We start from the raw sequence: 22,924 nt of genomic DNA on the forward strand, positions 1-22,924 counted from the left end.
TTGCCGCCGGGGGCTGCTTGCCGTGTGTCTTCATCGTGAGCCGGTGATCCGGTCCCAGCCAGGGCTGTCCGTACCCGGGGGTTGTCATCCCCTGGCTCACGGCTGCGGTGCGCGTCATCCTGGGGAGCGTGAACCATTCCGAACTCGCCGCATATCTGAAGTCCCGGCGCGCCCGCATCCGCCCGACCGAGGTCGGCCTGCCTGTGGGTCCGCGGCGACGAGTGCCCGGACTGCGGCGCGAGGAGGTCGCCCAGCTGGCGGGTCTGTCCGCCGACTACTACACCGAGCTGGAACGCGGGCGCGGCGCTCAGCCCTCTGCGCAGGTGCTCGCCGCTCTGGCCCGGGCGCTGCGTCTGAACGGCGACCAACGCGACCATCTGTTCCATCTCGCCGACCGTCCCGTGCCACCGGCCGCGCACGGCTCGACCGCGCATGTCCAGCCCGCCCTGCTCGGCCTGCTGGACCGGCTCACCACCACCCCCGCCCAGGTCATCACCGACCTCCACGAGACGGTCGTCCAGAACGAGCTGGCCGTGGCCCTCGTCGGTCGGCATCCGGCCGTTCGGGGCCCCGCGGCGAGCTTCGTCTACCGCTGGTTCACCGAGCCCGAGGCCCGCGCCGTCTACCCGGCCGAGGACCATCCCCACCACTCGCGGGTCTTCGTCGCCGACCTCCAGGCCGTCGCCGCCCGACGCGGCGGGGACAGCGAGGTGCACCAGATGGTGGCCGCACTCCGCCGACACAGCGAAGAATTCACGGTCCTGTGGGACACCCACGACGTCGCCCTCCGGCGGACCGACCACAAGCGCATCGCACACCCGACCCTGGGCGTCATCGAGCTCGACTGTCACAGCCTGTTCAGCGAGGACGGACGCCAACGCCTGCTCTGGTTCACCGCGCCGCCCGGCAGCGAGGGCGCCGCCCAGCTCGAGCTTCTCTCCGTCATCGGCACCCAGGACCTGTCGCCCGGCCCGACCGCATCGGAACAGCGACGCGCCTGATGCACGGCCTTGACCTCAAGTCAGGTTGAGTTCCTACGGTCGGTCCCAGCGAACCAGCGCAGACGACGACAGAGGGACTGGCCATGGAGTACTCGCACAGCGACACCGAACTGATCCGGCAGCCCATCGGCTACTGGAGTTGGGCCGCCTCCAAGGCGGTCGTCACCCGCATCCGGGCCTCCCTCGCCGACCTGGGCACGACCCAGCCGCAGTGGTGGGTCCTCGCACAGGTCGCACGCGCGGACACCGTCAAGACCCGCGACGAGGTCTCTCGCCTCCTCCGGAACTACCTCGACGAGGGCTCGGAGAGCATCGAGTCCGAGATCGACACGGCCATCGCCCAGGGCTGGATCACCGAGGACGCCGAGGGACGTCTGGGCCTCACGACCGAGGGCGAGGCGTTCTACGCCAAGGTCGCGGCCCTTCAGGAGGAGCTGAGCGCCGAACGGCACGCGGGCATCTCGGACGAGGAGTACCTGACCACACTCAAAGTGCTGCAGCGCTTCATCCACAACACGGGCGGGCGGGCCTGGCACCACTGACGCGCTGGTGCAGCCGGCGGAATCGGCCTTGAGTCTCCGGTTACGGGAGACGCCAGGATGAGGGGCATGAACGACGCGACTCCTTACACGATCGGGGAAGTTGCCCGGCTCACCGGCCTGTCGGTGAAGACGATCCGGTTCTACTCCGATTCGGGGGTGGTGCCGTTCTCCGACCGCAGTCCCGCCGGCTACCGGCTCTACGACCTCGACGCGGTGCTTCGTCTGGAACTCGTCCGCACGCTGCGGGAGCTGGAGATGGATCTCGCCACCATCCGACGCGTGCTGGACCGCAAGGTCTCGTTGGCGGATGTCGTCGCGGTGCACGCGGACGCCGTGGACCTTCGGATCCGGACCCTGCGACTGCACCGGAGCGTCCTGCGAGCGGTGGCCCTGAGCGGCTCCAGCCCCGAGGAGATCACCCTCATGCACAAGCTCACCCGACTGACCGCGGCCGAGCGCCGACGCCTGATCGACGACTTCGTCACCAGCACGTTCGACGTGCAGGACCGACACCGTGAACTGGCGGCCATGGTGCGGATGGCCGCACCCGACCTCCCCGACGACCCCTCCCCCGAGCAGATCCGGGCCTGGGCGGAACTCGCCGAACTCATCGGTGAGGAGGACTTCCGCCACCGCATGCGCAAGCTCGCCGCGCAAGAGACCCTCCCGGCCGGCACAGGCGTCGCCGACAAGGTGATGGAGCTGATCCGTCAGCCGGTCACCGCGGCGAAGGAAGCAGGCGTCGACCCGCTCGGCCCGGAAGCCCGACCGATCGCGGACGGCGTCGTCGAAGCGGTCGCCGGGGCCCACCCGCACATCGCTGACGCGGAGCTGCGAGGCTGGTTGATCGAGCAGTTGGAAGCCGTGAACGATCCGCGCGTGGAGCAGTACTGGCGACTCGTCTGGGCGGTCAACGGCTGGCAGGTGCTTCCGGGGCTGCTCCCGGACGCCGCCTGGCTGATCCAGGCCCTGCGCCAGGACAGAACGCCGTAGCCCAGGGGAATCGAGCCTTCGAGCCCCAACAGCTCTCTTCGGCTACCGGCCGGCCTCGGCCGTCGCCTTCCTCGTCCAAACGTGATCGATGCACCACGCGCCCAGACCCACCAGCACGGCCGCTCCGGCCGCGTAGACCGGCAACCACAGGGTCGTGGTGGCGGACAGGCAGTCGGCGACGGCGTCGTGGCGATGGACGTCCTGTGCCTGAGCCAAGGCGGCGGCGTCGCGCCCGGCCAGGTTCCCCAGCTCCGCCTCCGTCCGGATGCTCGCGTAGGCGCCCAGCGCGGGACACCTGTCACGGGTGCCGGGCATCGGGAACAGCCAGTCCCAGCGCTGCAGCGCGGGAGCCAGCGCGATCGCTGCACACAGGCCGACGACCAGCGAGTACGCCGCCAGATTGCGCGCATAGGCAGGTCCCGGGCCGGGCGTCCGCCTCGGCAGCCGGTAGAAGGAGAAGACCACCGCGAGCAGCGTCGCCCCGACGTACGTGGCGAACCACTGCCACGAACCCTGGGCGAGCGCGGCCGTCAGCACGGCTGCGAGTGCGATGCCGATGACCCCCGGCTCACCGGAGGCGTCCTGGCCCGCGCCGGTGGATGCAGAGCTCCGGGTTTCTCGGGGGCTGGGATCGTCCACGGTCTCTCCTGCCTCGTTCGGCTGTCAGGATCCAGGCGCGTCGAGCCGTCGGCCTGCTGCCATGCCGGACCGGCCCGAAAGCCTGGCCCGTTCGGCGGACGACCGTGAAGTCCCCCGAACTCCACGATGCGCGGCATCCCACTGAGCGGGACGGGAGTCGACCACGCGGTGCGGTGTGTCCCGGCCCGTCGTCGAGGGTGAAGTCACTGGTCACGGGGGTGGCGGTCGGCTGATCACGGGAATCTGTAGGCGTCCGAGATCGCTTCTCTGCGCATTTCGTTGATTGTACCGACCGTTGGGTCTATCTTTCCGGCAGCCGCACCGCGGCAACGAACGGCCGTCACGCATGCCTGGGCCCGACACCGCGTCGAGCATCCCCGTCCCGCCCGGCCCGGAGCCGCTCTCCGGTCCACCGCTCATCCACGGAAGGCCGCCGATGTCCCACACCCGAACCGCCGCTCCGCAAGCCTCCGAGAGATCCCTCTCGACCCCACGCAACGCGCTCGTCGTGGTCGCGCTCGTGTGGACCGTCCAACTGGTCGCGCTCATGGCCGCGTTGTCCGGTATCGCGCAGGCCGATGTCGCGATCCACTTCCGGACCACCCAGATCGCCTGGTTCACCCTGATGACCCTGCTCACCGGGACGTTCTTCCTGCCCTTCGCGGTCAAGGCCGCGGCCCTCTTCGGCAAGAAGAAGGTTCTCCTCGTCGCCACCGGGCTGGGCTTTGTCGGCGACCTGATCGCCGCCCTGGCCACCGACTACCGCACCCTGCTGATCGGACGCGGCATCGCGGGCGTCTACGCGGCCACCGCACCACTCGCCTACGCGATCACCCGCGACGTCTTCCCTCGCCGCTGGGTCGGACTCGCCAGCGGGATCCTCGCCGGCGGTGTCGGCCTCGTCGCCTTCGGCGGACCGTTCCTGTCCGGCTGGCTCCTGGACGACTACGGCTTCCGTGGCGTGCTGTGGTTCATGGCGATCAGCACCGCTGTGAGCTTCGCGCTGGTGGCCGCCTTCGTGCCCGAGAGCCCGATCCGCGCGGCGGGCGGCCGGATGGACTGGATCGGCGGCATCCTCCTCGGCGGAGGGATCACCTCGCTCGTCTACGCCGTCGGCCAGGGGACGCACTGGGGCTGGGACAGTGCCAGGTTCACCGCCTGGGTCGTCGGGGCGCTGATCACGCTGATCGCCTTCGTCCTGGTCGAGCGTCGCGTCGCCGAACCGCTGTTCCCGCCGGCCATGACCCGGCGTCGCTCGGTGTGGACCGTCCTGCTGGCCACATCCGTGGCGGCCGGCTCGCTCAGCGCCGTCGGCGTCGTGATCCAGCTGCTGATACTGATGCCGAACATCCCCAACGTCTCCGAAGGCCTGGGCTGGTCCGGCACCCACAACGCCATCGTCACCAGCCCCATCAGCGCCATGATCATCGTGGCGGCCGTCGGCACCGGCTTCCTCGCCCGCCGGACGGACGCGCGGATCCTGCTGGGCACCGGCTCCGCGCTCACCGTCCTCGGCTACGGCATCGGCACCCAACTGCACCACAGCGCCCCGCAGATCGTGGGGATGGGTCTCATCGCGGGGCTCGGCACGGGCATGGTCATGGCCGTCGTACCCATCATGATCATCGAGGTGGTCACCCCCGAGGAGCAGGCCCTGGCCAACGGCGCCCAGACCCTCGGACAGGGCGTCGCCCAGATCATCGTCTCCCAGCTGGCCTTCGTCGTGATGGCCCAGCACGGCGCGGTCATGCACGGCACCCAGTTCTACCTCGACACCGGCTTCACCAACGGGCTCTGGCTGGTGGTCGGATGCTGCGCCGTGGGCGCGCTGCTCGTCGCCCTGATCCCCAGGGCCAAGCGCCTCGACGAGGCCGAGGTCGGCCAGGCGACGGCCTGACCGCATCGCCTCGGCGTGCACGGCACGGGACCGGCTCCGCGCGCTTCCCTCCTCTCGGCCCTTCGGCCGCAGAGGCGGGAGCGGCGGAGCCGGTCCCGCGTGACCCGCCCTCCGCCCCGGCATCGGCATCGGCATCGGCATCGGCATCGGCATCGGCATCGACCAACGGCCGGTATGCGCACCGCAGTTGCTGCCGCGCGCACCCGACGAAACACCGCGAGGGCCGGGCAGCACGCCCGGCCCTCGGTCACTGCCGTCCACGAGACGGCTGCCGCGTCACCCGCTGTCTACGAGTTCGCGGAACCGGCGATCGGTGCGAACTGGTGCTGCAGGAACGCGCCCGACCAGGCCATCAGGTCCGACGGCACGTAGTAGCCCTTCTCGTCGTTGACGGCGTCCCAGTTGCCGGCCACGTCCTCGACCGTGGCGGGGTCGCCCTGGTGGACGTACCCCTGGGTCGAGGCGATGAAGAGGCGCGCGAAGCGGCCGGCGCCCGCGGTGTAGATCTCCCCATTGACCGGGCAGCTCTCGTGGGCGAGATACGCCACCATCGGCGCCACCGCGTCCGACGGCATGTAGGGCATGCCGGGGACCGCCTCCGCGGGCTCCTCCTCGGGGCCGCCGCCCATGCGGGTCATGGCCGCCGGCGCGATCAGGTTGACCTTGATGCCATGGGGTTCGCCGGCCAGCTTCGCGCTGCGGGCGAGCCCGACCGTGCCCGCCTTCGCCGCCGCGTACGACAGGTTGTTGTCGAGGCCGAACATGCCGCTGGAGGTGGTCAGCACGACCCGGCCGTACTGCTGCTCGACGAAGTGCGGCCAGGCGGCGCGCAGCGTGTTGAACGAACCGACGAGGTGCACCGCGAGGTGCCGCTCCAGGTTCTCCGCGTCGACCTCCGGCAGTCCGGCCCACCGGATGATCCCCGCGTTGTTGACGAGGACGTCGATGCGGCCGAAGTGCTCGATCGCGGAGTCGATGATCGCCTGTCCGCCGGCCGGCGTCGACACGTCGTCGGTGTTGGCGACGGCCGCACCGCCCGCCGCGACGATCTCGTCGACGACTCGCTGGGCGGGGCCGACGTCCGAGCCGTCGCCCTCCATGGATCCGCCCAGGTCGTTGACGACGACCTTCGCCCCGCGCTCCGCCAGGAGGCGGGCGTGGGCCCGGCCGATCCCCCGGCCCGCGCCGGTGACGACCGCGACGCGTCCTTCGAAGCTGAACTCGCTCATGCCTGACTCCTGTTGTACTGCGGTTGCGGATACTGCGGTTGCGGATATACGGATGCCGGTCCCACCCGTGCGGGCGGGACCGGCGGGTCGGCGCCGAGGTCGGGCTGCCAGGGCTACCAGGTCACCGGCAGCTCCCCGATGCCGAAGGCGAGCGCGTCGGCCGGGCGGAAGGCGAGTTCGTCGCGGCCGACCGCCAGGCGCAGGGTCGGGATGCGCCGGTAGAGGGTGCCGTAGACCACCTGGAGCTCGATACGGGCGAGTTGCTGGCCCAGGCACTGGTGGATGCCCCAGCCGAAGGCGTGGTGGTGGTTCGCCTTGCGGGTGAGGTCGAGCTTCTCCGGCTCGGGGAACGCCTGCGGATCCCAGTTGCCCGCGGGCAGCGGGACGATGATGCCGTCCCCGGCCTTGATCTGCGCGCCTTCGAACTCGAAGTCCTCACCGGCGATGCGCCGCTGTCCGAAGGTCGCGACGGTCAGATAGCGAAGGATCTCCTCGACCGCGCCCGCGGCGTCCCGGGTGTCCTCGATCTCGCGCAGCCGTGCGATCTGGTCGGGGTTCTCCAGCAGCAGGGCGGTGCCGAGCGTGATCATGTTCGCGCTGGTCTCGTGACCGGCGATCAGCAGGATCATGGCGAGCAGGGTGGCCTCGGGGAGGGTGAGGTCACCCGCCTTGATCCGGGCGGCGAAGTCCGAGAGCACGTCGTCGGCGGGCTCCTCCATCTTCTTCCGGAGCAGTCCGGCGAGGTAGCCGCCCAGTGCGTCGCCCGCCCGCCGGTCGTCGTCGGCCGTCTTGTCGCTCCTGGTGGCGAAGGAGGCGTGTTCCTGGAAGAAGTCGTGGTCCTCGTACGGGACGCCGAGCAGTGCGCAGATCATCAGCGAGGGCAGCGGCAGGGACAGCGCCGTCACCAGGTCCACCGGCTTCGGGCCCGCCAGCATCCGGTCGATGAGCTCGTCGGTGAACCGCTGGATGTCCGGCCGCAGCGCCTCCATCCGGGGGCGGGTGAACGGGCGGGTCATCATGCGGCGGATCCGGGTGTGGTCCGCGCCGTCGGAGTTGAAGATCGTGAGCGGGTGGTGAGGGGCCGTCTCCGCCATGGCCTTGTTCGGGTACGGGAATCCCGGCCGCTTGTCGTCCGAGCTGACCCGGGGGTCGGACAGGATGGCGCGCTGTGCGGCGTGGCCCGTGACGAGCCAGGGGGTGCTGCCGTCCCAGATCCGGGCCCGGGAGACGGGACCCCCGTCGTTCAGGGCGCGCAGCCCGGGCGGCGGGGCGAAGGGGCACTTGGCGTCCCGGTCGTCCTGGTAGTAGTAGGTCGCCTCGTCGGCGGCGTGCCGGACGTCTGCCTCGGCCATGGGTGTTCCTCCGGTGGTGGGGTGGGGGAAGGGAAGAAGTTCGGGGGCTATTCCTCGATGCGGATCGCCAGGGCGGGGCACACCGCTGCGGCGTTGCGCACGTCCTCGGCCTGCTCGGCCGGCGGGTTCTCCTCCAGCAGGACGACGATGCCGTCGTCCTCGCGCTGGTCGAACACGTCCATGGCGGCGGCCACGCACTGTCCGGCGGCGACGCACTTCTCCTCGTCGACGACAACCTTCATGGGTCTCTCCTGACGTTTCAGTGGGTGGGGGCGGGCGTGTCGAGACCGTCGACGATCTCCTGGCGGCGCAGTCGGGCCTGCTTGGGCATGTTCCAGCCGAGAACGCCGGTGACCCGGCCGTCGACGCGGTAGCGGGCGACGAAGCGACGGGCCGTCAGGTCGCCCTCGACGACGTCCACTTCGGCTTCGGGGGGCAGGAAGCCGTGCACCTGGAGCTTGGCGTCGTACTGATCGGTCCAGAAGTACGGCACCGGTGCGTACGGCCGGTCGTCGCCGAGGATCTGCCCGGCGACCGCCATGGCCTGTTCCGTGGCGTTGGTCCGGTTCTCCAGGCGGACCAGCCGGCCGAGGCTCTCGTGGTGCCAGCGGGCGACGTCGCCGACGGCGTAGATTCCCTGCCCGGCCCGGCAGCGGGAGTCGCACACCACCCCGTTGTCCAGCTCCAACCCGCTGCTCGCGAGCCACTCCGTCGCCGGGGTCGCGCCGATCGCGACCACCACCGCGTCGGCGGGCAGCACCTCGTCGCCGGCGAGCCGGACGCCGGTGACCCGGCCGTCCCGGTCGGTGAGTCCGACGACTGCGTTGCCGAGCCGGAGCCTGACCCCGCGCTCGGTGTGCAGTTCGGCCAGGGCGCCGGACACCAGCGGGCCGACCTGGAGCGCCATCGGCGCTGACAGCGGTCCGGCGAGCGTGACGTCCAGGCCCAGGGTCCGTGCGGTGGCCGCGATCTCGGAGCCGAGCACGCCCTCGCCGACGACCACCAGCCGGGCGCCGGCCAGCAGCTCGGTGCGCAGGGCCAGTGCGTCGTCGAGGGTGCGCAGTACGTGGACGCCGGCGAGGTCCTGCGATCCGGGCAGGCGCCGGGCGCGTACGCCGGTGGCGATGACGACGGCGTCCGCCGGCAGCTCCCGCCCGGATCGCGTGCGGACGCTGCGCGTCGCCGGATCCAGGGCGACCGCCGGGTCGCCCAGGACGAACTCGGCGTCGAGCGCGGACAGCAGGTCCTGGGTGCGCAGCGCGGCCCGTTCCGGCTCCCATGCGCCGGACAGCACCTGCTTGGACAGCGGCGGCCGGTCGTACGGCGGGTGCGGCTCGTCGCCGAGCACCGTGATCCGGCCCTCGTAGCCCTTGCGGCGCAACGTCTCCACGGTGGTCAGTCCGGACGCGGAGGCGCCCACTACCAGGACGTGGGCCGGGGCCCTGACGTCGTCCTCGATGCTCAATGTCGGCTCCAGTGCAACGGTTGATGCGGTGTTCCGTGGGGCGTCCGGCGGGCTGGTCAGAGGAGGTAGCGCCCGCCGTTGGTGCTGAGCGTCTGGCCGGTCACGTAACCCGCCTCCTCCGAGGCGAGGTAGGCCACCGCGTACGCGACGTCCTCGGGGGTGCCGGCCCGCTTCATCGGCATCGTGGCGGCGGCCGCGTCCACGTCGATGGGGCCCTGGCGCACCAGCGGGGTGTCGATGAACCCCGGCGGGACGTGGTTGACGGTGATCCCCTTCTCGATGTACTCGATCGCCAGCGCCTTGGTGAGGCCGATGACCCCGCCCTTGGAGGCCGCGTAGTGCGCCATGGCCGGTGCGCCGGTCTGGGCGGAGGACGAGGAGATGTTGACGATCCGGCCCCAGCCCGCCTCGAGCATGTCGGGGACCAGCGCCTGGGTGACCAGGAAGGGGCCCTTGAGGTTGATCGCGATCATGCGGTCCCAGGACACCTCACTGATGGCGGTGAAGGGTTCGTAGGCGGTCGTGCCGGCGTTGTTGACGAGGATCGTGACCGGGCCGAGCTCCTTGCGGGTGCGCGCCGCGGAGCGGGCCACCGCCTCGGCGTCGGCGGCGTCGCCGCCCACCGCGAGGGCCGTGCCGCCCGCGGCCTGGATCTCCGCGGCGGTCTTCTCGGCGCCCTCGGTGTTCAGGTCCCAGACCGCCACGGCGGCCCCCTTGGCCGCGAGCACGGTCGCGATCCCGCGTCCGATTCCCCGCGCGCCGCCGGTGACGACCGCGACCTTTCCCTGCAGTGTCATGTGTGCTCCTCGTGTGATCGGTGGGTCCCTACGGCTGTCGTCCCGGACGGGGCGGTCAGCTCTCCAGCGCCTCGCGCGCGGCGGTGCGGGCGGCGACCGCCCGCGGGAAGCCGGTGTAGCCGCTGGAGTGGTAGACGACCTCGGCGATCTCGTCCTCGGTCAGTCCGTTCGTCAGCGCGATGCGGACGTGGGTCTTCAGCTCGGTCTCCGCCCCGAGGGCGATGAGGATGCCGAGCGTGACGAGGCTGCGGTCGCGCGGGGCGAGACCCTCGCGGCCCCACAGGGCCCCCCATACACTCGTGAGACCGATGTCGACGAGTTCCTCACCGAGGCGGCCGTCCCGCAGGTCGACGTCGCCTTCGGGGAACACGCCCGGCAGGGCGGCCCGCATGGCCTTCCAGCCCGCGGCCCGCAGATCGGTGGCTTCTTCGACGCTCTTGTCATTCATGACTGACTCCTGTTGCGCGGCTTCGCGTCCCTGAGGGAAAGTTAGACCAGACGGTCGGTACAATCAATCCACCCGGCGAGATTCGCATCCATTGAAGGAATCCAGCCCCTCCTCTACCCTCGCCTCAATATTCGATCGACCGGTCGACATATGAATCAAGGCTCACGCGGGAGAGCACATGAGCGAAACGACGAAGACGAGCCCGGCGGACCAGGGCCTGGTCGACGTACTGGTGATCGGCGCCGGAGTGACCGGCATCTACCAGCTGTACCGGGCCCGGGAGTCCGGATTCACGACCAGGCTGCTGGAGGCGGGCAGCGGGGTGGGCGGCACCTGGTACTGGAACCGCTACCCCGAGGCGCGCTTCGACTCCGAGAGCTACACCTACGGCTACCTGTTCTCCAAGGAGCTGTGGGAGGAGTGGGAGTGGTCGGAGCACTTCGCCGGCCAGCCGGAGATCGAGCGCTACTTCAACTACGTGGTCGACCGGTTCGACCTGCGGCGCCACATCGTCTTCGACGCGAAGGTGGCCTCGGCGGTCTGGGACGAGTCGACCGGCGTCTGGACCGTGCGCACCGAGGACGGCGTCGAACACCGGGCGCGCCATGTGGTCGCCGCGACCGGCATCCTCTCCGTGCCGTTCATCCCCGCCGTCCCGGGCCACGAGGACTTCCGCGGCGAGCAGCACCACACCGGCCGCTGGCCGAAGACTCCGGTGGACTTCGCCGGCAAGCGCGTGGCCCAGATCGGCACCGGGTCGAGCGGCGTCCAGATCGTGCCCGCGATCGCCGACGAGGTGGCGCAGCTGACGGTGTACCAGAAGGTGGCCGACTGGCTGACCCCGCTCAACAACCGGCCGATCACGCCCCAGGAGCAGGCGCAGCTCAAGGGGGACTTCGAGTCCGTCCGGGACACCCTGAACACCTCGCCCAGCGGCTTCCTCCACCAGATCACGATGCGCTCGGGTCTCGAGGACACTCCGGAGCAGCGCCAGGAGTTCTACGAGACGAAGTGGAACGGCCCCGGCTTCACCAAGCTCTCCGAGCACTACTACGACATGACCACGAACGCCACGGTCAACGAGGAGTGGTGCGAGTTCATCCGCGCCAAGATCCGCTCCATCGTCAAGGACCCGGCGACGGCCGAGAAGCTGATCCCCAAGGGGCACGGCTACGGCGGCCGGCGGCCCCCGTTCGGCACCGGCTACTACGAGGCGTACAACAAGCCGACGGTCGAGCTCGTCGACATCAACGAGACGCCGATCGTCCGTATCACCGAGACCGGCATCGAGACCTCCGAGGGCCATCAGGAGTTCGACATCGTCATCTGGGCGACGGGCTACGACTTCGGCACCGGCGCGCTCAACCGGCTCGGGGTGCGCGGACGTCAGGGTCTGCCGCTGGAGGAGTACTGGGCGGACGGCCCGTCGACCTACCTCGGGGTGACGACCGCGGGGTTCCCCAACTTCTACTTCCCCGGTGGACCGCACGGCGCCCTCGGCAACAACCCGCGCTACTCCGGCGACCAGGTGGACTACGTCATGGACCTGATCGTCCACGCGCGCGAGCACGGCCATCAGGTCGTCGAGGTCACGGCCGTCGCCGAGCAGGAGTGGACGGACCTCGTCAACGACAGCGCGGGTCAGTCGTCCTTCCTCAAGAGCAGCTACTTCTACGGGGCCAACATCCCCGGCAAGCCGGTCAAGCAGCTGTTGAACCCGACCGGACGCTGGAAGCTCCAGGAGCTGATCCGCGAGTCGACCGAGAACGACTTCCCGGCCTTCTCCTTCGCCAAGGCCGAGGATCCGAAGGCCTGAAGCCGACGGAACGCCCGTGCCGCCTGCGGTCAGGCGGCACGGGCGTCCGGGTTCGGGCAGGAGCCTCAAGGCTTGAAGGTCGTGACCCGCTTGCGGAACCTCCATACGCCGTCCTCGCGGACGAGCGTGTCCTCGTAGGCGCCGACGAGCTGTACGGCCCAGCCCGCCTCGCCGCGTACGAAGAAGACCAGGCTGCTGTCGGCCGTCACCTCTTCCCCGGGCGGGGAGGTGAGGACGGTGTTGCCGACGAGGTGCAACTGCGGCGCCTGCGGCACGAAGGCCCCGAAGGCCTTGCCGATCGCCTCCCGGCCCTCGAACGTGCCCTGGCCGACGATCTCGGCGACGCCGTCCTCGGTGAACAACTCGGGGATCGCCTCGGTACGGCCCGCGTCCAGGGCGTGTGCGTAGGCGGCGATGGCGTTCTGCACGCCGGCCAGGGCCTCTTCGGTGGTCACGGTCATCGTTTCTTCTCCCTGGAGGTCGGCTCAGGCCTGGTAGGTCGTCACGCGCCGGTGCAGCAGCCAGTCGCCGTCGATCCGGCGCAGCGTGTCGTCGTAACGCCCGACGACCTGCACCGCCCAGCCCGACTCACCGCGCTGCAGGAAGACGACGTCGCTCACCGCCGTCGCCTCGTCGGGGCCGGCGGCGGTGACGACCGTGTTGGCCACCAGGTGCTGCTGCGGCCGGGTGGGCTCCCATCCCTTGAAGGCGGCGCGCAGCGCGTCGTGCCCCTGAAGGGGATCCGTGCCCGGAAGCTCCAGGACCGCGTCGGGTGTGTACAGCGCGACGATGTCGTCGGTGCGGCCGGCGTCCTGGGCCTGGGTGTGCGCCCCGATGACGGCGCGCGCGCCCGCCGCGACCCACGCCGGTGTGGATTCGCTCATTGCATCTCCAAGGGATAGACGTTTCGACCAGTCAGTCTATTACCGGGATCGAGAAAATATGAAGCCCCGAAACCTGCCGATCATTTTTGTTGACCGAGCGGTACAATCTCAATAGCATGCGGATGGCTGTCAACGGTGACCGTGGCCTGAGGAGGCGTTTTATCGTGACCAAGCGTTGGAAGCAGCGACCGCCGGGTTCGACATGGGGCGAGTTCGGTGAGGACGACGAACTGGGGCGCATCAACCTGCTGACGCCCGAGAAGGTGCTGCAGGGCGTCCGGGAGGTCGAGCACGGCATCGCCTTCAGCCTGAGCCTGCCGCTCGACTACCCCGGCGGCACGTCGCTGAACCAGCGCCGCTACCCGCCGATCCTGCGGCCCACCGAGGACCTCCAGCACCAGCAGGACGTCTTCTACAACATCAAGGCGAGCGAGCACTTCTCGCCGGACCTGATCGACGTGTGGTCCGACGACGTGGTCACCCTGTGGCTGCAGTACTCCACACAGTGGGACGCCCTCGCCCACCAGGGCGCCGAGTTCGACGCCGACGGCGACGGGATCGCCGAGCCGGTCTACTACAACGGCTACCGGGCGGACACCGACCTCGTCGGACCCGCCGAGGACGCCAAGGGCGACGGCAGCGGAAGCCTCAGCTTCGCCCGCCATCTCGGCCTGGAGCACATGGCGCAGCACGGCGTCCAGGGCCGGGGCGTCCTCATCGACATCGCCCACCACCTGGGCACCGGCTACCAGCCGGTCAACTTCCGGCAGCTCCAGGAGATCATGGCGGCCGACGACGTCGTGGTCGAGCCCGGTGACATCCTGCTGCTGCACACGGGCTTCGCCACCCAGGTGCTCGCCTGGGACAAGAACCCCGACCCGGTCGCCATCCACCGGACGGCGGCCTACCTCGACGCGGACGACCCGGCGCTGCTCGACTGGATCGCCGAGTCGCAGATCGCCGCGATCGCGTCGGACAACTACGCGATCGAGGGCGTGGGCGTCACCCAGGCCCAGGGGCCGCACACCCTGCTCCCGCTGCACCACCTGTGCCTGTTCAAGCTGGGTGTCCCGATGGGCGAGCTGTGGTACCTGCACGACCTCGCCGCCTGGCTGCGCGAGCACCACCGCAGCCGCTTCCTCCTCACCGCTCCCCCGCTGAACCTGCCCGGCACCCAGGGCAGCCCCCTCACTCCGGTCGCGACCGTCTGACACGGGAGCGAGCGGACCCGCCGTTCGCCACGACCCGTCCTGCCGATACGGCCGGGGCGACGGCGGAGCCCACCGGGGAGGCCCCAGGACGACAGTCCTGGGGCCTTTCCTCGTGCGACCGGCGTTCACACCGCGGCGATGCGCCGCAGTGTGTCGGCGATGGTGTCGCGCGAGGGCAGCCACAGCCGTTCCAGGGACGGGGCGTAGGGGGCGGGCATGGCGGGCGGCGCCACCCGGGTGACGGGCGCGTCCAGGTGCCAGAAGCCCTCGTCGACGGCGAGGGCGGACAGCTCGGCGCCGACGCCGAAGTCCCGTACCGCCTCGTGCGCGATGACCAGACGGTTGGTCTTGGCGAGCGAGGCGAGCACTGTCTCCCGGTCCAGTGGAGCGATCGTGCGCAGGTCGATCACCTCCACGCTCACGCCTTCCGCGGCGAGCAGCTCGGCGGCGGCCAGGCCGTCCTGGACCATCCGGGACCAGGAGACCAGCGTGATGTCGGTGCCCTCGCGGACCACCTTCGCCCTGCCCAGCGGGATCAGATGGTCGGCCGGCGGCTTCGGGCCCTTGAAGCCGTACTGCAGCCGGTTCTCGACGAAGACGACCGGGTTGGGGTCCTGGATCGCGGCGCGCAACAGACCATAGGTGTCGGCCGGGTTGGACGGCATCACCACGGTCAGCCCCGGCACATGGGCGAGCAGCGCCTCCAGGCTCTGCGAGTGCTGGCTGCCGGAGGAGCGGCCGGCGCCGAACTGGGTGCGCACCACGAGGGGCATGGAGGCCCGGCCGCCGGTCATGAAGCGCAGTTTGGCGGCCTGGTTGAGCAGCATGTCCAGGCAGACCCCGATGAAGTCCATGTACATGATCTCGACGACCGGCTTCATGCCGGCCATGGCCGCCCCGACCGCCGTGCCGATGATCGCGCTCTCACTGATCGGGGTGTCCCGGACCCGGCCCGGGAACGCCTCGGCGAGCCCCCGGGTCAGCCCGAAGACATTGCCGCCCGCGCCGACGTCGATGCCGGCGACGAACACGGTGGGATCGGCGGTGAGCTCGTGCTCCAGGGCCAGACGCACGGCGTCCATGGAGCGGAAGATCTCGCCTGCGGCCGGAGCGGGCTCGGGCACGACGGGACGCGGGGCCGTGACGAAGTCGGACAGCGACTCGGGGGCCGGTTCGGGCAGGCTCCTGGCCCACCGCACCGCCGCCTCGATCTCTTCGTCGATCTCCTCGTCGACCGCGTCGGCCTGCGCGGCGGGAACTCCGGCCGCCGCCAGGTGCCGGCGGGCCACCAGCAGCGGGTCGCGTTCCTTGGCGGCGGCGACCTCCTCGGCGGGGCGGTAGCGCTCGGGGTCGCCCTCGTAGTGGCCGTGCCAGCGGTATGTCTCCGCCTCCACCAGGACCGGACCGCCGCCGCGCCGCAGCCGCTCCACCACGTCGGTCATCATGCCCGCCACCGCGAGGACGTCGTTGCCGTCGACGTGCGCGTATCCGATGCCGTAACCCGCGGCGCGGGCGGAGAGCGGGGCCCGGTGCTGCTCGGCGGCGGGCGAGAACTCCGAGTAGTGGTTGTTCTCGCACAGGAAGACGACCGGAAGGTCCCATACGGCGGCCAGGTTGACCGCCTCGTGGAACATGCCCTGGGCGACCGCGCCGTCCCCGAAGAACGCCACCACCACGTCGCCCGCGGCGCGCAGTTTGGCCGCGGTCGCCACGCCGGCGGCGATCGGCAGTCCGGCGCCGACGATGCCGTTGGCGCCGTAGATGCCCAGACCCGGGTCGGCGATGTGCATGGAGCCGCCGCGGCCGTGACAGGTCCCCGCCTCCTTGCCCATCAGCTCCGCCATCATCGACGCCGAGTCCAGCCCCTTGGCCAGGACGTGGCCGTGACCGCGGTGGGTGGAGGTGATGCCGTCGCGCGGCCTGAGCGGCCAGCAGGCGCCCACGGCGCTGGCCTCCTGACCGATCGACAGATGGAGGAAGCCGGGTATCTCGGTCGCCTTGTAGAGCTCCGACGCCCGTTCCTCGAAGCGCCGGATTCGGCGCATCCGGCGATACATCTCCAGGAGTTCGTCCGCGTACGCGGACGTCGTGAGCCGGAAGCCGGTCGTGGTCTGCTGCGGTGCCTCAGTGGTCATGCGCGTCCTCGCAATGCTCGCCCGGGCGGCACGAGGCCGCGCCGCCTGAGTCCTACTTTTAATGTACCGTCTGGTCTAGCAAACTGCTGTCAGCACGACAGATGTCCCGGACCCCGCTTCCCCCCGGATGCGCCCGAGGCCGTCCGGATGCGGTGACGGGGCATGTCGCAGTCGAAACGTCGACACATCAGGCGGGGAGAAGAGCGATGCCCAGACCACCGGGCCACGGGCCGGGTTACGAGGTCAGACGCCAGAAGATCATCGACACGGCCGCCGAGCTGTTCGCCCGCCAGGGCTACGCGGCGACCTCCGTCAACGACCTGGGCCGCGCGGTCGGGCTCGCCAAGGGAGCGCTGTACTACTACATCAACTCGAAGGAAAACCTGCTCATCGAGATCCAGTCCCGGGTGATGGCCCCACTGCTGTCCCGGGCCCGGCAGATCGCGGCGCTCGAGGCCCATCCGCTGGTGCGGCTGCGCCTGCTGTCGGAGTCGCTGCTGACCATCATCTTCCGCAGGCTCGACCACATCTGGGTGTACGAGCACGACTACCGCAGCCTCACCGGCGACTACCTCCAGACCCTGCTCGGCCAGCGCGCCGAGTTCGAGCGGCTGGTCAGGGGACTGCTCACGGAGGCCATCGCGCGGGGCAGTTTCCGCGCGGTCGACCCACGCCTGGCCACCCTGCAGTTCCTGAACCTGCACAACCACACCTACCAGTGGGCGAAGCCGGAGGGCCGCTGGGACGCCGCGTATCTGTCGCGCGAGTACTGCGACACCCTGCTGCGCGGGTTCGGGGCTCCCGGCGCGGCCCTGCCGGACCTGGAGGAGGCTGCGGAGGCGTTCAAACGCGACCGCCCCGATCTGCCGCTCGACCCCGAGGCCGAGTGGCGTTCCGCCTCGCTGGCGAGCTGATCGAAGGAGCCCACGGCGCCCGCCGCGGGCCCCTTCGCCTCTCATCCCCGGCTCACCAGCGCCCTGGCGATGACGTCCCGCTGGATCTCGTTCGTGCCCTCGCCGATCTCGAGGATCTTGGCGTCGGCGTAGAACCGCGATATCTCCGACTCCCTTACATAGCCGTAGCCACCGTGGATCTGCAGCGCCTGGGACGCGGCCCGGTTGGCGACCTCGGAGGCGTACAGCTTGGCCATGGCGGCCTCCGTGCTGTACGGGCGGCCCTGGTCGGCGAGCCAGGCGGCTCGGTAGACCATCCACCGGGCGGCCTCGAACTCCGTGCCGATGTCGGCGATCTTGTGCGCCACCGCCTGGAACGCCGACAGCGGACGGCCGAACTGGTGCCGCTCCTTGGCGTGTTTGACGGCGAGCGCGAGCGCCGCCTTGGCCAGCGACAGCCCCAGGGCGGCCACGCTGATGCGGCCCTTGTCGAGGACGGAGAGGAACTGGCGCAGCCCGTTGCCCTCCTCGCCGATGAGGTGGTCGTCGGGGATCCAGCAGTCCTCGAAGACCAGTTCACGGGTGTCCATGGCGTGCCAGCCGAGCTTCTTCAGTTTGGCCCCGCAGGCGTAGCCGGGGGTGCCGGTCGGGACGTAGAAGGTGGCGAACCGCTTCCGCCCGTCCTCGTCCTTGCCGGTCGTGGCCAGCAGGGTGACGCCCTGGCTGATCTCGGTGCCGGCGTTGGTGATGAACATCTTGGTGCCGTTGATCACCCAGCCGCCATCGGCGCGGCGGGCGGTGGTGGTGATGCCGGCCGCGTCGGAGCCGGCGCCGGGCTCGGTCAGGCCGAACGCCCCGATGGCCTCGCCCCTGGCCAGCGGGGCCAGCCAGCGCTGCTTCTGTTCCTCCGTGCCGTACGCCAGCAGGGGGAGGGTGGCGATGGTGGAGTGCGCGTTCCAGGAGGAGGCCACCGACTGGTCGGCGGCGCCGAGTTCCTCCATGACGGCGACGTAGGAGACGGTGTCGGAACCCGCGCCCGCGTACTCCTCGGGCACGAGCATGCCCATCAGGCCGAGTTCGCCGAGCTTGGTGAAGACATGGGTCGGGAACTGCTCTTGCTCCGACCACTCCGCCGCGTTCGGGGCGATCTCCTTGGCCGCGAACTCACGGACCATGTCCTGCAGGTCCCGCGTCTCCTCGGGCAGATCGAAGTCCATGTCAGTGTCCCTTCGGGGTCAGCAGCACCTTCAGGTGCCGTGCGCGGTCGGCTGCCAGGTCCGCGAAGACCCCGGCTCCTTCCGAGAGCGAGAAGCGTCCGGTGATCAGGGGAGAGGCGTCCAGGCGCCCGCTGCTCATCAGGTCGATCACACGGGGGATGTCGAAGTTGTAGCCGAGCGTGCCGAGCACGGAACGCTCGTAGAAGACCAGTTGCCCCATGTCGAACTCGACGCTGCCGTGCCCGACGCCGGCGAGCACGACCCGTCCGCCGCGCCGCACGGTGGCCAGCGCCTGCGCGGCGAGCGCGGGGACGCCGGTCGCGTCGATGACGACGTCCGGGCCGATGCGGCCGGTCCTGAGGAACACCTCACGGCGTACGTCGGTCTCGCGCGGGTCGTAGGCCTCGGTGACGCCGAGGCCGAGGAGCTTCTCCCGGCGGTCCGACAGGGGTTCGCTCACATAGAGTCCGGCGGCGCCCGCGAGCCGGGCCGCGAGCACGACGGCGAAGCCGATGGGGCCGCCGCCGACGACCAGGACGTTGTCACCGGGCCGGACCCCGGCCCGGGTGACGGCGTGCAGGCCGACCGCGAGAGGTTCGGCGGCGGCCGCCATCTCGTCGCTCACGTTGTCGGGAAGCCGGGTGAGCCCCGCGATCGGGACGGTGACGCGGTCGGCGAAGGCGCCGGGCGAGGCAAGGCCGACCGAGCCGCTCCTGGGGCAGATGTGGTACTCGCCGCGGACGCACCAGTAGCAGACTCCGCACCGCCAGACGGGGTCGGCGGTCACCCGGTCGCCGATGGCGATGCCGGGCACGTCCGTGCCCAACGCCGTTACGGTGCCGCTGAGTTCATGACCCAACGCCAGGGGTGGGCTGGCGCCGGTCAGGGGATGCGGACCGCTGCGGATCATGTGCGGGCCTTCGAGGAACTCGTGCAGGTCGGTGCCGCAGACCCCGCACCAGGACACCTCCACGACGGCCTCGTGCGGGGCGGGGTCGGGCAGGTCCGGTACCTCTTCCAGCCGTAGGTCGCGGGCGGCGTGCCAGCGCAGTGCCTTCATGTGCGGGGCCCTTCTGTGTGGACGTTCGGCGCGTCGTCGGCTGCGGGTTCGATGGGGCTGGTCGCGCGGTCCCCCGCGTCCCTGGGGACGGGACCCTCGAACTTGGCCTTGCCCGGGCCGTGTTCCAGGAACGAGCGGATGCCGGTCGTGGCGTCCGCGGTGCCGAACACGCCTGTGAACAGGGACCGTTCCAGGGCGAGCCCCGCGGACAGGCCGCTGTCGGCGCCGTGGTCCACGGCCTCCTTGATCGCCTCCAGGGCCGCGGCCGGACCCTCCGCGAGCCGCCGGGCATAGCGCAGGGCGGCGGTGTGCGCCTCCCCCACCGGGACGACCTCGTCCACGAGTCCGAGCCGCAGCGCCTCCTCCGCACGGACCCGGCGTCCGGTCATCAGCAGGTTCTTGGCCCGGGACGGTCCGATCAGCCGGGTCAGCCGCTGGGTGCCGCCCGAACCCGGGATGATCCCGAGCTGCACCTCCGGCTGGCCGAGGAGCGCGTCCTCGGCCGCCACCCGGTAGTCGGCGGCGAGGGCGAGTTCGAGGCCGCCGCCGAGCGCGTACCCCGTGATCGCCGCGACGACGGGCATGGGCAGCCGGGCGACCTCGTCGAAGGTGCGCTGCAGGGCCCGGTTCCACCCCCGCACGTCCTCGGGTGCCATCAGGGCGAGCGCCTTGACGTCCGCCCCGGCGGCGAACAGCCGCTCGCCTCCGTACAGCACCACGGCCCGCACGTCCCGGCTGTCGGCCAGCTCGCGCACACGGGCGGCCAGCTCCACCCGCTGGGCGGTGTCGAAGGCGTTCAAGGGCGGGTGGTCGAGTCGGACCGTGACGACCGGTCCGGCGGTGTCGAGGCGGATGCGAGGCAAGGGGCCCTCCTCGGTCAGGAAGCGGCTTCAGGCCCGCCTGGATGGTTGTCGACCAGTGGGCTCCGTCGTAGAGTGCGGCTCAACGTTTTATAGACCAAGAGGTACACTAAATCTTGGTAGCGGGCAACCGACCGGTCGGGACAATCCCGGCCGCCGAGCCGGAGAGTCGCCGTGCACAATTTCTCGAGCATCCTCGATTACCACCTGGCCCAGCGGCCCGACGCCGTGGCCGTGGCGCAGGAGGGCCGGCGCCTGACGGTGCGCCGATTGCATGAACGGGTCGAACAGCTGGCCTCCGCGCTGACGGAGCTGGGCGTCGGGCGCGGCGACGTCGTGGCTCTGCTGCTGTACAACCGGCCCGAGTTCCTCGAACTCGTCTATGCGACCAATCGCATCGGGGCGGTCTTCCTGCCGCTGAACTACCGTCTGTCCGAAGAGGAGTGGGCCTACATCCTGGGCCACGCCCGGGCGAAGGCGATCGTCACCGAGGCGGAGTTCGTGCGCCCCGCGGACCGCATCGCCGGGAAGCTGGACGACCTGGAACACCGCATCCTGGTGGACGACCCACCCGCGCCCGACTGGACCGGCTACGAAGCGCTCCTCGACCGGCATCGGGGAGCGCACATCCCTGCCGTGGACGTCGATCCGGAGGATCTCCAGCGGCTGATGTACACCTCGGGCACCACCTCGCGCCCCAAAGGCGTGCGCATCACCTACGGAAACGTGCAGGCCAAGAACCTGGCCCATATCGTGCACTTCGGCCTGACCGCGGCCGACACGACGCTGGTCTGCGGTCCGCTGTACCACGTCGGCGGTCTGGACATGCCGGCCCTGGCCACCCTGTACGCGGGCGGAGGCGTGGTCCTGCAGCGCAGGTTCGACGCGGAGGGCGCGCTGCGCGCCATCCAGGAGCACGGCGTCACCAACGTCTGGCTCGCGCCCGCCATGGTCAACGCGGTCCTGGAGGTCCCGGACCGGGAGGCCTACGACACCAGCTCGGTCCGCTTCATCCTGGGCGGCGGCGAGAAGACCCCCGAGCCGGTGCTGCGGCGCATCATGAACGCCTTCCCGAACGCCTGGTTCGCGGACGCCTACGGACTGACCGAGACCGTCTCGGGCGACACCTTCCTCGACCGCGAGCACGCGCTGTCCAAGCTGGGCTCGGTCGGCCGGCCCGTCCCGCACACGCGCGTGCGGATCGTCGACGACACCGGGCAGGAACTCCCGGCCGGGGAACTGGGCGAGATCACCCTGCGCGGGCCGAAGGTCTTCGCGGGCTACTGGCGCGACGAGAAGGCCACCGCGGCGGCGCTGCGGGACGGCTGGTTCCACACCGGGGACATCGGGCACCTCGACGAGGACGGCTTCCTCTATATCGACGACCGCAAGAAGGACATGATCGTCTCCGGTGGGGAGAACATCGCCACGCCCGAGGTGGAGCGGGTGCTGTACGAGTGCCCGGCCGTCCTGGAGGCCGCCGTGGTCGGCCTGACCCACCCCCGCTGGGGCGAGGTCCCCCGCGCCTTCGTGGTCTTCCGGCCGGGAGCGAGCGCGGGACCGGAGGAACTGCGGGAGTTCTGCCGGGAGCGCCTGGCGAAGTTCAAGGTGCCGGCCCGCTTCGACATCGTCGACGAGCTGCCCCGTACCCCCTCGGGCAAGGTTCTCAAGCGGACCCTGCGCGACATCCCCGCGGAGGGCTGAGCCATGGCCGACGTCAACACCGACCTGCGCCTCGACGGCAGGACCGCCTGGGTGACCGGCGCGGGCAAGGGTCTCGGCCGGGCCGTCGCGGTCGCCCTGTCCCAGGCCGGGGCGGACGTGGCGGTGACCGCCCGGACGGCCGCCGACCTGGAGAGCCTGGAGGCCGAACTGGCCGGGTACAGCGGAAAGGTACTGGTGCTGCCCGGCTCCGTCGCCGACTCGGACGCGGTCCGCACGACGGTCGAGCGGATCACCGGGGCGACGGGACGGCTGGACGCCGTGGTCAACTGCGCGGGCATCAGCCCGCACTTCACCCGCAGCGAGTTCGTCACCGACGAGGACTGGCGGCGGGTGCTGGACATCAATCTCCAGGGCGCCTTCTACTGCTGCCGCGAGGCCGGCAAGGTCATGCTGGAGCAGGGCTCCGGGTCGATCGTCAACGTCTCGTCGGTGCACGCGCGCACCGGCTTCGAGCGGATAGCCGCCTACGCCGCCAGCAAGGGCGGGGTCGAGGCCCTCACCAGGGCGCTCGCCGTCGAGTGGGCGGACCGCGGTGTGCGCGTCAACGCCCTCGCGCCCGGCTACTTCCGGACGGACCTCAGCTCGGGCCTGCTGGACAGCAAGTGGGGTGCGCGGATCGTCCGGGGCACTCCCCTGGGCCGGGTGGGCAGCGTCGAGGAACTGGGCGGCGCGGCGGTGTTCCTCGCCTCGGACGCCTCCCGGTTCGTCACGGGCACGACCGTCACCGTGGACGGGGGCTGGACGGCCTGGTGAGTGAGGC

Annotated in this window: 21 protein-coding genes and 1 pseudogene; 9 read left to right on the forward strand and 13 right to left on the reverse strand. The window is 70.7% G+C overall.

Features of this window, described 5'->3' with window-relative positions; all coding sequences use genetic code 11:
• Window positions 1-128 precede the first annotated feature (128 nt).
• The 3 genes from ABZ725_RS23825 to ABZ725_RS23835 all read left to right on the forward strand — a co-directional run bounded on the left by ABZ725_RS23825 (window position 129) and on the right by ABZ725_RS23835 (window position 2,536).
• Entirely contained in the window at window positions 129-1,001 is an 873-nt protein-coding gene (locus tag ABZ725_RS23825) for a helix-turn-helix transcriptional regulator (RefSeq protein WP_358804593.1), read from the forward strand.
• An 83-nt stretch (window positions 1,002-1,084) separates the two neighbouring features.
• Window positions 1,085-1,543 (forward strand): MarR family winged helix-turn-helix transcriptional regulator, encoded by a 459-nt coding sequence (locus ABZ725_RS23830; RefSeq protein WP_358804594.1) that lies wholly within the window; start codon window positions 1,085-1,087, stop codon window positions 1,541-1,543.
• Between the two features lie 66 nt (window positions 1,544-1,609).
• Window positions 1,610-2,536, forward strand: coding sequence for a MerR family transcriptional regulator (locus ABZ725_RS23835; RefSeq protein ID WP_358804595.1), 927 nt, complete (start codon window positions 1,610-1,612; stop codon window positions 2,534-2,536).
• 42 nt (window positions 2,537-2,578) lie between these two features.
• On the opposite strand, the gene ABZ725_RS23840 is transcribed toward ABZ725_RS23835, so the two are convergent.
• Window positions 2,579-3,175, reverse strand: coding sequence for a hypothetical protein (locus ABZ725_RS23840; RefSeq protein WP_358804596.1), 597 nt, complete (start codon window positions 3,173-3,175; stop codon window positions 2,579-2,581).
• Window positions 3,176-3,611: 436 nt separating this feature from the next.
• Between ABZ725_RS23840 and ABZ725_RS23845 the strand changes: the two genes are divergently transcribed.
• A complete protein-coding gene (locus ABZ725_RS23845) occupies window positions 3,612-5,072 on the forward strand; it encodes an MFS transporter (RefSeq protein ID WP_358804597.1) in 1,461 nt (486 codons plus the stop codon).
• A gap of 287 nt (window positions 5,073-5,359) precedes the next feature.
• Here the strand turns inward: ABZ725_RS23845 and ABZ725_RS23850 are convergent, their stop codons facing one another.
• The 6 genes from ABZ725_RS23850 to ABZ725_RS23875 all read right to left on the reverse strand — a co-directional run bounded on the left by ABZ725_RS23850 (window position 5,360) and on the right by ABZ725_RS23875 (window position 10,363).
• Window positions 5,360-6,301, reverse strand: coding sequence for an SDR family NAD(P)-dependent oxidoreductase (locus ABZ725_RS23850; RefSeq protein WP_358804598.1), 942 nt, complete (start codon window positions 6,299-6,301; stop codon window positions 5,360-5,362).
• A 113-nt stretch (window positions 6,302-6,414) separates the two neighbouring features.
• Window positions 6,415-7,653: a cytochrome P450 gene (locus ABZ725_RS23855; protein WP_358804599.1), complete on the reverse strand. Its 1,239-nt coding sequence runs from the start codon at window positions 7,651-7,653 to the stop codon at window positions 6,415-6,417.
• Between the two features lie 47 nt (window positions 7,654-7,700).
• Window positions 7,701-7,895: a ferredoxin gene (locus ABZ725_RS23860; protein WP_358804600.1), complete on the reverse strand. Its 195-nt coding sequence runs from the start codon at window positions 7,893-7,895 to the stop codon at window positions 7,701-7,703.
• A gap of 17 nt (window positions 7,896-7,912) precedes the next feature.
• Complete coding sequence (locus tag ABZ725_RS23865) at window positions 7,913-9,118, reverse strand: FAD-dependent oxidoreductase (RefSeq protein ID WP_358804601.1); 1,206 nt, start codon at window positions 9,116-9,118, stop codon at window positions 7,913-7,915.
• Between the two features lie 56 nt (window positions 9,119-9,174).
• Window positions 9,175-9,915, reverse strand: coding sequence for an SDR family NAD(P)-dependent oxidoreductase (locus ABZ725_RS23870; RefSeq protein WP_358804602.1), 741 nt, complete (start codon window positions 9,913-9,915; stop codon window positions 9,175-9,177).
• Between the two features lie 55 nt (window positions 9,916-9,970).
• Complete coding sequence (locus ABZ725_RS23875) at window positions 9,971-10,363, reverse strand: carboxymuconolactone decarboxylase family protein (RefSeq protein WP_358804603.1); 393 nt, start codon at window positions 10,361-10,363, stop codon at window positions 9,971-9,973.
• 178 nt (window positions 10,364-10,541) lie between these two features.
• Here ABZ725_RS23875 and ABZ725_RS23880 point away from each other — a divergent pair, with 178 nt between their 5' ends.
• Window positions 10,542-12,179 carry an NAD(P)/FAD-dependent oxidoreductase gene (locus ABZ725_RS23880; protein ID WP_358804604.1) on the forward strand — a complete coding sequence of 546 codons (1,638 nt, stop codon included), beginning with the start codon at window positions 10,542-10,544 and terminating at the stop codon, window positions 12,177-12,179.
• Between the two features lie 65 nt (window positions 12,180-12,244).
• Here the strand turns inward: ABZ725_RS23880 and ABZ725_RS23885 are convergent, their stop codons facing one another.
• Complete coding sequence (locus ABZ725_RS23885) at window positions 12,245-12,640, reverse strand: nuclear transport factor 2 family protein (protein WP_358804605.1); 396 nt, start codon at window positions 12,638-12,640, stop codon at window positions 12,245-12,247.
• A gap of 24 nt (window positions 12,641-12,664) precedes the next feature.
• Window positions 12,665-13,063, reverse strand: coding sequence for a nuclear transport factor 2 family protein (locus tag ABZ725_RS23890; protein ID WP_358804606.1), 399 nt, complete (start codon window positions 13,061-13,063; stop codon window positions 12,665-12,667).
• A gap of 164 nt (window positions 13,064-13,227) precedes the next feature.
• On the opposite strand from ABZ725_RS23890, the gene ABZ725_RS23895 reads away from it, so the two are divergent.
• Window positions 13,228-14,274, forward strand: a complete 1,047-nt coding sequence (locus tag ABZ725_RS23895; protein ID WP_358804607.1) for a cyclase family protein — start codon at window positions 13,228-13,230, stop codon at window positions 14,272-14,274.
• Between the two features lie 125 nt (window positions 14,275-14,399).
• Here the strand turns inward: ABZ725_RS23895 and ABZ725_RS23900 are convergent, their stop codons facing one another.
• Window positions 14,400-16,409 (reverse strand): dehydrogenase E1 component subunit alpha/beta, encoded by a 2,010-nt coding sequence (locus ABZ725_RS23900; protein WP_358804608.1) that lies wholly within the window; start codon window positions 16,407-16,409, stop codon window positions 14,400-14,402.
• A 206-nt stretch (window positions 16,410-16,615) separates the two neighbouring features.
• On the opposite strand from ABZ725_RS23900, the gene ABZ725_RS23905 reads away from it, so the two are divergent.
• The gene (locus tag ABZ725_RS23905) at window positions 16,616-17,323 is read left to right on the forward strand and encodes a TetR/AcrR family transcriptional regulator (RefSeq protein WP_358804609.1); all 708 of its coding nucleotides are present in this window, start codon (window positions 16,616-16,618) and stop codon (window positions 17,321-17,323) included.
• A gap of 41 nt (window positions 17,324-17,364) precedes the next feature.
• Here ABZ725_RS23905 and ABZ725_RS23910 read toward each other — a convergent pair whose 3' ends face one another.
• From ABZ725_RS23910 to ABZ725_RS23920, 3 genes and pseudogenes are all read right to left on the reverse strand, one after another.
• A complete protein-coding gene (locus ABZ725_RS23910) occupies window positions 17,365-18,519 on the reverse strand; it encodes an acyl-CoA dehydrogenase family protein (protein ID WP_358804610.1) in 1,155 nt (384 codons plus the stop codon).
• A gap of 1 nt (window position 18,520) precedes the next feature.
• On the reverse strand, window positions 18,521-19,579 hold the full coding sequence (locus ABZ725_RS23915) for an alcohol dehydrogenase catalytic domain-containing protein (RefSeq protein ID WP_358804611.1): 1,059 nt from the start codon (window positions 19,577-19,579) through the stop codon (window positions 18,521-18,523).
• 98 nt (window positions 19,580-19,677) lie between these two features.
• A pseudogene (locus ABZ725_RS23920) lies at window positions 19,678-20,442 on the reverse strand (enoyl-CoA hydratase-related protein); the annotation flags it as partial.
• A 171-nt stretch (window positions 20,443-20,613) separates the two neighbouring features.
• Here ABZ725_RS23920 and ABZ725_RS23925 point away from each other — a divergent pair.
• Together ABZ725_RS23925 and ABZ725_RS23930 are read left to right on the forward strand one after the other, a co-directional pair.
• Complete coding sequence (locus tag ABZ725_RS23925; protein WP_358804612.1) at window positions 20,614-22,143, forward strand: long-chain fatty acid--CoA ligase; 1,530 nt, start codon at window positions 20,614-20,616, stop codon at window positions 22,141-22,143.
• Between the two features lie 3 nt (window positions 22,144-22,146).
• Window positions 22,147-22,917, forward strand: a complete 771-nt coding sequence (locus tag ABZ725_RS23930; RefSeq protein ID WP_358804613.1) for an SDR family oxidoreductase — start codon at window positions 22,147-22,149, stop codon at window positions 22,915-22,917.
• The last annotated feature ends 7 nt before the right edge of the window (window positions 22,918-22,924 follow it).

Source organism: Streptomyces sp. NPDC006872, from assembly GCF_040635845.1.
GTDB lineage: Bacteria > Actinomycetota > Actinomycetes > Streptomycetales > Streptomycetaceae > Streptomyces.

Excerpts from the sequence above, each read along its gene's own strand:
- ABZ725_RS23830 (WP_358804594.1), top strand. The coding sequence starts at position 1,085 with ATGGAGTACTCGCACAGCGACACCGAACTGATCCGGCAGCCCATCGGC.
- ABZ725_RS23835 (WP_358804595.1), top strand. The coding sequence starts at position 1,610 with ATGAACGACGCGACTCCTTACACGATCGGGGAAGTTGCCCGGCTCACC.
- ABZ725_RS23845 (WP_358804597.1), top strand. The coding sequence starts at position 3,612 with ATGTCCCACACCCGAACCGCCGCTCCGCAAGCCTCCGAGAGATCCCTC.
- ABZ725_RS23850 (WP_358804598.1), bottom strand. The coding sequence starts at position 6,301 with ATGAGCGAGTTCAGCTTCGAAGGACGCGTCGCGGTCGTCACCGGCGCG.
- ABZ725_RS23855 (WP_358804599.1), bottom strand. The coding sequence starts at position 7,653 with ATGGCCGAGGCAGACGTCCGGCACGCCGCCGACGAGGCGACCTACTAC.
- ABZ725_RS23860 (WP_358804600.1), bottom strand. The coding sequence starts at position 7,895 with ATGAAGGTTGTCGTCGACGAGGAGAAGTGCGTCGCCGCCGGACAGTGC.
- ABZ725_RS23870 (WP_358804602.1), bottom strand. The coding sequence starts at position 9,915 with ATGACACTGCAGGGAAAGGTCGCGGTCGTCACCGGCGGCGCGCGGGGA.
- ABZ725_RS23875 (WP_358804603.1), bottom strand. The coding sequence starts at position 10,363 with ATGAATGACAAGAGCGTCGAAGAAGCCACCGATCTGCGGGCCGCGGGC.
- ABZ725_RS23880 (WP_358804604.1), top strand. The coding sequence starts at position 10,542 with ATGAGCGAAACGACGAAGACGAGCCCGGCGGACCAGGGCCTGGTCGAC.
- ABZ725_RS23885 (WP_358804605.1), bottom strand. The coding sequence starts at position 12,640 with ATGACCGTGACCACCGAAGAGGCCCTGGCCGGCGTGCAGAACGCCATC.
- ABZ725_RS23890 (WP_358804606.1), bottom strand. The coding sequence starts at position 13,063 with ATGAGCGAATCCACACCGGCGTGGGTCGCGGCGGGCGCGCGCGCCGTC.
- ABZ725_RS23900 (WP_358804608.1), bottom strand. The coding sequence starts at position 16,409 with ATGACCACTGAGGCACCGCAGCAGACCACGACCGGCTTCCGGCTCACG.
- ABZ725_RS23905 (WP_358804609.1), top strand. The coding sequence starts at position 16,616 with ATGCCCAGACCACCGGGCCACGGGCCGGGTTACGAGGTCAGACGCCAG.
- ABZ725_RS23910 (WP_358804610.1), bottom strand. The coding sequence starts at position 18,519 with ATGGACTTCGATCTGCCCGAGGAGACGCGGGACCTGCAGGACATGGTC.
- ABZ725_RS23915 (WP_358804611.1), bottom strand. The coding sequence starts at position 19,579 with ATGAAGGCACTGCGCTGGCACGCCGCCCGCGACCTACGGCTGGAAGAG.
- ABZ725_RS23930 (WP_358804613.1), top strand. The coding sequence starts at position 22,147 with ATGGCCGACGTCAACACCGACCTGCGCCTCGACGGCAGGACCGCCTGG.